The organism is Serratia marcescens (assembly GCF_001902635.1).
GTDB lineage: Bacteria > Pseudomonadota > Gammaproteobacteria > Enterobacterales > Enterobacteriaceae > Serratia > Serratia marcescens_F.
The window spans coordinates 21,860-30,295 of sequence record NZ_MJAO01000036.1 but is presented as its reverse complement, the minus strand read 5'-3'; the positions used below and the strand labels follow the sequence as shown (position 1 = coordinate 30,295).

General features: G+C 59.9%; 9 protein-coding genes and 1 riboswitch. Of the genes, 3 read left to right on the top strand and 6 right to left on the bottom strand.

All coding sequences use genetic code 11. The annotated features are described in order from the left end of the window. Window positions 1–314 precede the first annotated feature (314 nt). On the top strand, window positions 315–1,904 hold the full coding sequence (gene purH, locus BHU62_RS22980; RefSeq protein WP_073534719.1) for a bifunctional phosphoribosylaminoimidazolecarboxamide formyltransferase/IMP cyclohydrolase: 1,590 nt from the start codon (window positions 315–317) through the stop codon (window positions 1,902–1,904). A 48-nt stretch (window positions 1,905–1,952) separates the two neighbouring features. Then, a complete protein-coding gene (purD, locus tag BHU62_RS22975) occupies window positions 1,953–3,236 on the top strand; it encodes a phosphoribosylamine--glycine ligase (RefSeq protein ID WP_073534718.1) in 1,284 nt (427 codons plus the stop codon). 49 nt (window positions 3,237–3,285) lie between these two features. On the opposite strand, the gene BHU62_RS22970 is transcribed toward purD, so the two are convergent. The 6 genes from BHU62_RS22970 to nudC form a co-directional block, all read right to left on the bottom strand. Further along, on the bottom strand, window positions 3,286–3,957 hold the full coding sequence (locus tag BHU62_RS22970; protein WP_078062105.1) for a DUF1481 domain-containing protein: 672 nt from the start codon (window positions 3,955–3,957) through the stop codon (window positions 3,286–3,288). Between the two features lie 36 nt (window positions 3,958–3,993). Continuing rightward, window positions 3,994–4,266, bottom strand: coding sequence for a nucleoid-associated protein HU-alpha (gene hupA, locus BHU62_RS22965; protein ID WP_004929874.1), 273 nt, complete (start codon window positions 4,264–4,266; stop codon window positions 3,994–3,996). Window positions 4,267–4,455: 189 nt separating this feature from the next. Then, a complete protein-coding gene (locus BHU62_RS22960) occupies window positions 4,456–5,046 on the bottom strand; it encodes a YjaG family protein (RefSeq protein ID WP_073534716.1) in 591 nt (196 codons plus the stop codon). Window positions 5,047–5,094: 48 nt separating this feature from the next. After that, a complete protein-coding gene (gene nfi, locus BHU62_RS22955) occupies window positions 5,095–5,781 on the bottom strand; it encodes a deoxyribonuclease V (RefSeq protein WP_073534715.1) in 687 nt (228 codons plus the stop codon). 9 nt (window positions 5,782–5,790) lie between these two features. After that, window positions 5,791–6,855 (bottom strand): uroporphyrinogen decarboxylase, encoded by a 1,065-nt coding sequence (gene hemE / locus BHU62_RS22950; protein WP_073534714.1) that lies wholly within the window; start codon window positions 6,853–6,855, stop codon window positions 5,791–5,793. 38 nt (window positions 6,856–6,893) lie between these two features. After that, a complete protein-coding gene (gene nudC / locus BHU62_RS22945; protein ID WP_073534720.1) occupies window positions 6,894–7,661 on the bottom strand; it encodes an NAD(+) diphosphatase in 768 nt (255 codons plus the stop codon). A gap of 100 nt (window positions 7,662–7,761) precedes the next feature. On the opposite strand from nudC, the gene BHU62_RS22940 reads away from it, so the two are divergent. Then, a complete protein-coding gene (locus BHU62_RS22940) occupies window positions 7,762–8,265 on the top strand; it encodes an Rsd/AlgQ family anti-sigma factor (protein WP_073534713.1) in 504 nt (167 codons plus the stop codon). 39 nt (window positions 8,266–8,304) lie between these two features. Then, a riboswitch (TPP riboswitch) is annotated at window positions 8,305–8,429 on the top strand. The last annotated feature ends 7 nt before the right edge of the window (window positions 8,430–8,436 follow it).

Sequence of the window (8,436 nt, the reverse complement as noted above, 5' to 3'; positions counted from 1 at the left end):
GTTCCGCGCAGGCCGCAATAGGTATTTTCAGCAAAAACGATCGTTCGCTGCATTCCACAGCAAAACCCCGCCTTATACCCACTTGCACACAGTGTTATCCACAGATGCGATTTGCACGGAAAATTTACGAGCACCACGCAAACGTTTTCGCTACAATTCCCCGCGACGAAACGATCCCCCTTTTATGGGGGCGTTACCTGAATTTGTGCCTGACTGCCCCTCTATAAGGCAAAAAACCTTTCCTTATAGAGAGAACGAGGTGGACATTCACGTAACGCTCTTTAATTGCGACTCCAAAGCCAAGGGATAAAACCATGCAACAACCTCGTCCAATCCGCCGGGCCCTGCTCAGCGTGTCTGACAAAGCCGGTATCGTTGAATTCGCCGAAGCGCTTTCCCAGCGCGGCGTTGAACTGCTCTCCACCGGCGGCACCGCCCGCCTGCTGGCGGATGCCGGTCTACCCGTTACCGAAGTTTCCGACTACACCGGCTTCCCGGAAATGATGGACGGACGAGTAAAGACCCTACACCCGAAAGTCCACGGCGGTATTCTCGGCCGCCGCGGCCAGGACGACGCCGTCATGAGTCAGCATGACATCAAGCCGATCGACATGGTGGTCGTCAACCTGTACCCGTTCGCCCAAACCGTGGCGCGCCCGGATTGCTCGCTGGAAGACGCGGTCGAGAATATCGATATCGGCGGCCCGACCATGGTGCGCTCCGCCGCCAAAAACCATAAAGACGTCGCCATCGTGGTGAAGAGCGGCGACTACGCCGCTATCATCACCGAGATGGACAATAACGACGGCTCGCTGCTCTACGCTACCCGCTTCGATCTCGCCATCAGAGCGTTCGAGCACACCGCCGCCTACGACAGCATGATCGCCAACTACTTCGGCGCGCTGGTACCGGCGTACCACGGCGAGACCGATCAGCCGTCCGGCCGCTTCCCGCGCACCCTGAACCTCAACTACATCAAGAAGCAGGATATGCGCTACGGCGAGAACAGCCACCAGCAGGCCGCCTTCTATATAGAAGAAGAGGTAAAGGAAGCTTCCGTCGCGACCGCCGAGCAACTGCAGGGCAAGGCGTTGTCCTATAACAACATCGCCGATACCGACGCCGCGCTGGAATGCGTGAAAGAGTTCGCCGAACCGGCCTGTGTGATCGTCAAACACGCCAACCCTTGCGGTGTGGCGATCGGCGACGACATCCTGGCCGCCTACGAGCGCGCTTACCAAACCGACCCGACCTCCGCTTTCGGCGGTATCATCGCCTTTAACCGCGAGCTGGACGCCGCCACCGCACAGGCGATCATCAGCCGCCAGTTCGTGGAAGTGATCATCGCGCCAAGCGTCACCCAGGAAGCGCGTTCTCTGCTGGCCGCCAAACAGAACGTGCGCGTACTGGCCTGCGGCCAGTGGCAGCAACGCGTGGCGGGGCTGGACTTCAAGCGCGTCAACGGCGGCCTGCTGGTGCAGGATCGCGATCTGGGCATGGTGACCGCCGGCGATCTGCGCGTGGTGTCCGAGCGCCAGCCGACCGAGCAGGAACTGCGTGACGCGCTGTTCTGCTGGAAAGTGGCCAAGTTCGTGAAATCCAACGCCATCGTTTATGCACGCGACAACATGACCATTGGCATAGGCGCCGGCCAGATGAGCCGCGTTTATTCCGCCAAGATCGCCGGCATCAAAGCCGGTGACGAAGGGCTGGAAGTGAAAGGATCCGCCATGGCCTCCGACGCCTTCTTCCCGTTCCGCGACGGCATCGATGCCGCCGCGGCGGTTGGCATCACCTGCGTGATCCAGCCGGGCGGTTCGATCCGCGACGACGAAGTGATCGCTGCCGCCAACGAGCACGGCATCGCGATGATCTTCACCGACATGCGTCACTTCCGCCATTAATTCCTTTTGCCGCGTGCGCTTCGGCGCACGCCATTCGTGGAGCCCCTGATGAACATTTTGATTATCGGCAACGGCGGGCGCGAACATGCGCTGGCCTGGAAAGCCGCCCAGTCACCTCTGGCGGATAAAGTCTACGTTGCGCCAGGCAATGCCGGCACCGCGCTGGAAGCCAATCTGGAAAACGTGGCGATCGCCGCCACCGACATCCCTGCCCTGGTCGCTTTCGCTCAGAGCCATGACATCGGCCTGACCATCGTCGGGCCGGAAGCGCCGCTGGTGATCGGCGTGGTCGACGCCTTCCAAGCCGCCGGTCTGAAAATCTTCGGCCCGTCACAGGCCGCCGCGCAACTCGAAGGCTCCAAAGCTTTCACCAAGGATTTCCTGGCGCGCCACAACATCCCAAGCGCGGAATACCAGAACTTCACCGAGGTGGAGCCGGCGCTGGCCTATGTGCGCAGCAAAGGCGCACCGATCGTCATCAAGGCCGATGGCCTGGCGGCCGGTAAGGGCGTGATCGTCGCGATGACGCTGCAGGAAGCGGAAGAGGCGGTGCGTGACATGCTGGCAGGCAATGCCTTCGGCGACGCCGGTCATCGCATCGTGGTGGAAGAGTTCCTCGACGGCGAAGAGGCCAGCTTTATCGTGATGGTCGACGGCGAGAATGTGGTGCCGATGGCCACCAGCCAGGACCACAAGCGTGTCGGTGACGGCGACACCGGCCCGAACACCGGCGGCATGGGCGCCTACTCTCCGGCGCCGGTAGTGACCGACGAAATCCACCAGCGCGCCATGGATCAGGTGATCTGGCCGACGGTGCGCGGCATGGCGGCGGAAGGCAACACCTACGTTGGCTTCCTCTATGCCGGCCTGATGATCTCAGCCGATGGCCAGCCGAAGGTGATCGAATTCAACTGCCGCTTTGGCGATCCGGAAACCCAGCCGATCATGCTGCGGCTGCGTTCCGATCTGGTGGAACTGTGCCTGGCGGGCGCCGAAGGCCGCCTGAATGAGAAAACCTCCGACTGGGACGAACGCCCCGCGCTCGGCGTGGTGCTGGCGGCCGGCGGTTACCCGGGCGACTATCGCAACGGCGAGGTTATCCAGGGGTTGCCGCAGCAGGAAAGCGCCGACGGTAAAGTGTTCCACGCCGGTACGCGCCTGCAGGGCGATGATGTCGTCACCAGCGGCGGCCGCGTGCTGTGCGTAACGGCGCTGGGCGACACCGTGGCGCAGGCTCAGCAACGTGCCTATCAGCTGGCGGAAGGCATTCAATGGCCGGGCAGCTTCTGCCGCAAGGATATCGGCTATCGCGCGATTGCGCGCGGCAAGTGATTTGACCGTGCAAGGTCATGACAAGAGGCTCCGCTACGCGGAGCCTTTTTTATAGCTGGTCTTCTTTCGGTTCCCAGCTGCAGAAATCGTCGTTCGCCACCAGCAACAGCTCGCTGCCTTCGGGCGCTTCCAGCCAGGCGACGCTCACCGGCCGGCTGCTACTGCTGGCACGCTTCTCGATCCAGGCGATGGAAGCGGCGTCCATCCCCGGTTTTAAACGTTGGCCGTCGCAGGTTTGCACCTCACCCTGCATCCAACGCCCCTGCAGCAATTTCACCTTGCCGGCACGCAGCGCATTGCTCACTTCGAGGATACGCCGCGCCTGATATTGATACAGGGCGATTTCATCGCTGGTCAGCGGTTCGCGGCGTGTCGCCAGCTGGCGCTGCATAAAGCTCACCGTGCCGTCGTCGGCAAAGCGCAGTTGAATGGAATCTCGATCGCCGTCGGCGTCGTTGCGTTTGATTTGGCGCAGCACGTCGCCCTGGTAAGTGTACAGCGTGGCGATGGTACCCGGGCCGCGGTAAGGGCTGTAGACGCTGACCAACACCTGCGGGCGATGTTGCTCGTCGTCTTTACGCCACAGGCGTATCACGCCCTGATCGGCCACGAAGCCGCTGGCGGTAAAGCTGGGAGTATCGGAATGGGAACTGCAGGCGCTCAGGCCGAAGGCAATGCCAGCAGCCATGAGCGCCCGACGAGTAAACAAAAGGGGCATCATCGCCCCTCTGTTTAATCTTTTCACCGAGGCGCGGTCTTATTTAACAGCGTCTTTCAGTGCTTTGCCAGAAACGAACGCAGGCACGTTGGCAGCTGCGATTTTGATTTCTTTGCCAGTCTGTGGGTTGCGGCCAGTGCGCTCGCTACGATGGTTTACTTTGAAAGTACCGAAACCAACCAATTGTACTGCATCACCTTCTTTCAGAGACTCAGTAATAGCAGCCAGGGTGGATTCCAGAGCCAGTTTAGCTTGTGCTTTGGAAAGGTCAGCCTTGTCCGCGATTACATCAATCAGTTGAGTCTTGTTCATAAGTTATCCTTACAGTGTGTTTATCGTTTGCAAAGCATCGAGTGCGACGGATATGCCGATTGACAGCACTCTCCTGCATACACGCACCGATAGCCACTTTTTTTACGCCCCCCAAATGTAGACCAGACAGGGTGCGGATGTGAAGCCTTAAGGCATGACAAATCAGGCGTTAAATCACGTTTTGTTGCCTTATTGCGCTAAATTTATCCCGATGTTGCTGACACCGGCCTCTCGCAGGTCGGATCGCAGCCCTTTGATCAGGTCTAAATCGCGCTCTTCACAGGCGTCCAACAGGCGGAAAATCTCCCACTGGATGTCCCATTCTTCCTCTACCGCAGGCAAACTGCCCAACTCTTCGTCGGTCATTTCCTTACCGGCTTGAGTCATTTCCAACATCGCCACGGTGCGAATCGACGTTTCGCTGATGGCGATGGCGTGCTCCAGCGTCTCCCCGCTGAGGCGCGAATGGATCAGTTCCCCTAATGCGATACAGGCATCGATTGCCGGGTAAACGCCGTAAAGATCGTAATCTTCCGCTGACGGGATCGCCTCTTCCAACTTCTCGAGCTGGCTGTCGAAGTTAACCTTGGCGTCCTTCACCACCAGCGTTTCCCACACCAAATCCAGAATACGGCGATAAACCGCCGGATCGCCGAACGCGGTCTGTTGGCAGAACATCTGGTAATTCGGGTACATACGCTCGCATAAACTGGCCATAAAGGTCAAATGTTGCCAGCTCTCAAGCCTTTCCAGACGCAAATGAATTGGGTTACGTAGCATGGTTTACTCTCTTACGCGTTATCTGCGGCGCAGTGTACCCGAAATCGCTCATGGCGACACCTCCGGATGCTGCTGCAGCCAGCGCTGGAAGGCAGGACGGCGCGAGGCGATAGCATCGGCCCAACGCGTCGGCTCCGGTAAACGGTACCCCGCCATGCAGTGCTGCACCCACGCCAGCGCGCTGTCGGCGCTCACGCGATGGCCGGTGGAAATGAACAGCGGATTACAGCGCGCCTTGCTGCGCCACACCCAGCCCAGCGGTTCACCCTTATCTTCCAACGGCGCCAACGCGCCGGCGGCGCCGTCCAGCGGGGCAAACTTGCCGCACAGGCGTTTCTTGGCCACACCGATGGTCGGCACATCGACCAGCAGGCCGAAATGGCTGGCGACACCGAGGCGCCGCGGGTGCGAAATGCCATGCCCATCGACGAAAATCAGCCCCGGCTTTTGCCGCAGCTGCGCCCAGGCGGCCAACAGCGCCGGGTATTCGCGAAACGACAGGAAGCCCGGGATATAGGGCATGACGGTAGCGATGCGCGCCACCTGATATTCCACCAGCTCCAGCGACGGATAGCGCAGGATGGCGATGGCGGCACGCGTCACCGCCCCCTCCTGCTCGAAGCCCACGTCTGCGCCCGCGATGAAGGCCGGCGGTTCGGCCGGCAGATCATCGTAGCGAATGACTTCAGCCGCGCGCCGCAGCTGCTCGGCGCGCAGGGCCTGCATATCGGTCACATCGGATCCTTAACGGTGGTATTTCGCCGACTGCGCGTGCACCGCCTCGACGAAGGCGCCGGCGTGCTCCGGCGGCACATCCTGATGGATGCCGTGGCCCAGGTTGAACACGTGGCCGGTACCGTGGCCGAAACCGGCCAAAATGGTCTCCACCTCTTCCGCGATGCGTGCCGGAGGGGCGTAGAGCATCGACGGATCCATATTGCCCTGCAGCGCCACTTTGTCACCCACGCGACGGCGCGCTTCGGCGATATCGGTGGTCCAGTCCAGCCCCAGCGCATCACAGCCGGTGGCGGCCATCGCCTCCAGCCACTGCCCGCCGCCTTTGGTGAACAGCGTCACCGGCACGCGGCGGCCGTCGTTTTCACGCAGCAGGCCGTCGACGATCTTGTGCATGTAATGCAAAGAGAACTCGCGGTAATCGCGGCCGGTCAGCACGCCGCCCCAGGTGTCGAACACCATCACCGACTGCGCGCCGGCTTTGATCTGGGCGTTGAGATACAGAATCACGCTGTCCGCCAGCTTGTCCAGTAACAGGTGCAGCGTGGCCGGCTCGGCATACATCATCTTCTTCAGCTTGGTGAAGGCCTTGCTGCTACCGCCCTCGACCATGTAAGTCGCCAGCGTCCACGGGCTGCCGGAGAAGCCGATCAGCGGCACTTCGCCCTTCAGCTCGCGGCGAATGGTGCGCACCGCGTTCATCACATAGCCCAGCTCCACTTCCGGATCGAACACCGGCAGTTTGTCGACGTCGGCGCGGCAAGTGACGGGGGAGCTGAAACGCGGGCCTTCGCCGGCTTCAAAGTACAGACCGAGCCCCATGGCGTCGGGAATGGTGAGAATGTCGGAGAACAGGATGGCGGCGTCCAGCGCATAGCGGCGCAGCGGCTGCAGCGTGACCTCACAGGCCAGCTCCGCGTTCTTGCACAGCGACATGAAATCACCGGCCTGGTCGCGGGTCGCCTTGTACTCCGGTAAATAACGACCGGCCTGGCGCATCATCCATACGGGGGTCACATCCACCGGCTGGCGCAATAGCGCGCGCAGGTAGCGATCGTTCTTCAACTCAGTCATTTATGGGGCTCCCTTAATAATCTGCCGGCCATTGTACATTATTCTGCCCGGCACAGCGCCACGGTGTCCTCAATCAACCGGCGCGCCACGGTGCCGGGCGGCGGCAACAGCGGCAGTTGGTCGTAGCGATACCAGCCGGCGTTGAGCAACTCCTTGGGATCGTGACGAATTTCACCCTGATGGTAATCGGCCATAAAGGCCATCATCAGCGAGTGCGGGAACGGCCAGGGTTGTGAAGTGACATAGCGCAGGTTCTTAATTTCAATATTGCTCTCTTCCATCACCTCGCGTGCCACCGCCTGCTCCAGCGTTTCGCCCACTTCGACGAAGCCGGCCAGCACCGTGTGGATACCGCCGCGGTGGCGCACATGTTGCGCCAGCAGGATCTGGTCGTCGCGCCGAATAGCGACGATCACGCAGGGCGCGATCTGCGGGTAGTAGCGTTCTTTGCAGTGGCCGCACAGGCAGGCGCTTTCGGTACGGCTGAGGTGCATTTCATGGCCGCAGTAGCCGCAATAGCGATGGGAACGGTAGAAATCCGCCAGCTGCACGCCGCGCCCGGCAAGCTGGAACAGACCGCGATCCTGATCCAGCAACTGACGCACCGAGCCCATATCCCGCGACATCGCCTGGCGCACCAGCCAGACCGGCGCGCCGTCCCATTCACCGATGGTGCGCGCCATGTGGCCCTGCAGCCCGAGGGCGGAAGCCGTACCCAACGGCAATTCACCGTTCGGTAACCAAAGTTTGCTTTCATGGCTGACGATCCACCAGCCGTTTTCATTGCCCGTTAATGCAAGTTCCATATCGTTGTTGCACAACCTCAGCTTCACTGGCACTCTACGAATCGGCTTTGTTACATTTTAATAACTTACCGGTTACTTTATTACTTACACGGAGTCACACATGCTCAACCGTTTGGAAAGCCTGACTCAGCGCGTTGGCGGTAGTAATGAATTAGTTGATCAATGGCTTCAGGCCCGCAAGCAGTTGCTGGTCGCTTACTGCACCCTGGTGGGCCTCAAACCGAATAAAGAAAAGCATACGCCGCTGAATGAAAAAGCGCTGGAGAACTTTTGCCATAATCTGGTGGATTATCTCTCCGCAGGGCATTTTCATATCTATGACAGAATTATCAAACAAGTGGAAGGCGCAGCCAGTCCGAAAATGTCGCTGGCGGTGAACATCTATCCCAAGCTGTGGGCCAATACCGAACAGATCATGGCGTTCCACGATCGCTATACCGAAGTGGATATCGATCAGGAGGTTTGTCTGGAATTCCATCAGGCCTTGTCGGATATCGGCGAAACGCTGGCGGCGCGCTTTGCGCTGGAAGACAAGCTGATCCAGCTGGAGGCGGAAGCCGCGCAGCAACCGCTGCCGGACCAGGTGCTGGATCCGGCGCGTTAAAATTTTATAGTTTTTTTTCTTATCCCTCCTATACTGGGGGGCATCTTGTCGGAGTGCCTAGCGCCTGATTTGTTCATCGAATCAGCCAGGCTGAGACCGTTAATTCGGGATCCGCGGAACCTGATCGGGTTAATACCCGCGAAGGGAACAAGAGTAATCTATCGCCACAGG